This window comes from Syntrophomonas palmitatica JCM 14374 (assembly GCF_001311885.1).
Taxonomy (GTDB): domain Bacteria; phylum Bacillota; class Syntrophomonadia; order Syntrophomonadales; family Syntrophomonadaceae; genus Syntrophomonas_A; species Syntrophomonas_A palmitatica.
This window is the reverse complement of the sequence record NZ_BBCE01000056.1, coordinates 1-776: the sequence shown is the minus strand read 5'-3', so window position 1 is coordinate 776 and position 776 is coordinate 1. Positions and strand designations below refer to the sequence as shown.

General features: G+C 53.6%; 2 protein-coding genes. Both read right to left on the bottom strand.

Features of this window, described 5'->3' with window-relative positions; translation table 11 throughout:
• Positions 1-267: InlB B-repeat-containing protein (locus tag JCM14374_RS12875; RefSeq protein ID WP_207641640.1), on the bottom strand; the 267-nt coding region annotated here is incomplete at its 3' end.
• A 101-nt stretch (positions 268-368) separates the two neighbouring features.
• The gene (locus tag JCM14374_RS12870; RefSeq protein ID WP_157049131.1) at positions 369-737 is read right to left on the bottom strand and encodes a hypothetical protein; all 369 of its coding nucleotides are present in this window, start codon (positions 735-737) and stop codon (positions 369-371) included.
• Between the last annotated feature and the right edge of the window lie 39 nt (positions 738-776).

Below are 776 nucleotides of genomic sequence, written 5' to 3'. Positions count from 1 at the left end.
TATTTTATAATTTGTCAAGATACCGTTTCCAGACTGCACTAAGCCTCCTTGCGGGGCAGTAAACCAGCCCATAAATTGCTTACCGCTGAGCGAAGGGTCACCAGGCCTGGCCACTGTGCTATCGTGCCTGACAGTTACGCTTTCCGGCTTCGGGCTGCCGCCGTTCGGGTCAAAGGTTACCGTGAATGTTCCCGGCTTCACCACTACAGATGCGGTCTTGACGATATCGTATGCTGACTTCTTTTGGATCGTTGTTTCAATGTTCACTCCGTTCCCCTTCCCGCCTGCGGAGGCTGCGGGTGCTGTGCCGCCAGCATAGGTTACAATGGCTGTTCCGGCTTTTTTACCGGTCACAACGCCGTTCTGGTCTATGGATGCGATGGTGCTGTCGTCAACCGACCAGCTTCCAAACCTTGGCCTTTGTAGCCGGTGTCATAAGTCACAGCCAGGCTGCCTGTTTCGTCAGTGTACACTGTCAACGGGTCCGGAGTGATTTTAAAAGCAGGAATGACTGTAACACTGCAATCCCGGCTCATGCCGGTAGCGGTATTGGTGAATGTAACCGTGGTGGTGCCGGGCTTTTTGCCGGTCACCTTCGCCCCGATAGTGCCGGGTATGGTATGTTTCGGGTTAATAGTTATGGGCGCGGTGTTGTTTTCTTCCACCGAGACGATGGTACTGTCGGCAACCGACCATGTTCCGGACCTTTCCCCCGTATAACTGTCGTCGTATTGCACCACAAGTCCTGCCGTATCGCCGTTGTTGATCGTCAATGT